1 pseudogene is annotated in these 295 nt (G+C 72.5%); it reads left to right on the top strand.

Annotation, left to right across the window (positions count from 1 at the left end):
- A pseudogene (locus EN852_RS39310) lies at window positions 1-295 on the top strand (potassium transporter); the annotation flags it as partial.

Below are 295 nucleotides of genomic sequence, written 5' to 3'. Positions count from 1 at the left end.
GCCACCGAAGGCAGCTGGGCGCAGCACCTGGCGTCACCGCTGGGCCTGTTCCTGCTGCAGCTGCTGGTGCTGCTGCTGGTGGCCAAGGGCGCGGGGGCGCTGCTCAAGCGTCTGGGGCAGCCGGCGGTGATCGGCGAGATGGCGGCCGGCCTGATGATGGGGGCGCTGGTGCTCGGCAGCCTGCTGCCGCAGCTGCAGGGTGCGCTGTTCCCGGCCAGTTCGCTGGGCCCGCTGGGCATGCTCAGCCAGCTGGGCGTGCTGATGTTCCTGCTGGTGGCCGGTGCCGAGCTGGACC

The organism is Mesorhizobium sp. M2E.F.Ca.ET.209.01.1.1 (genome assembly GCF_004010375.2).
GTDB lineage: Bacteria > Pseudomonadota > Alphaproteobacteria > Rhizobiales > Rhizobiaceae > Mesorhizobium.
This window is presented reverse-complemented; position numbering and strand designations above follow the sequence as displayed.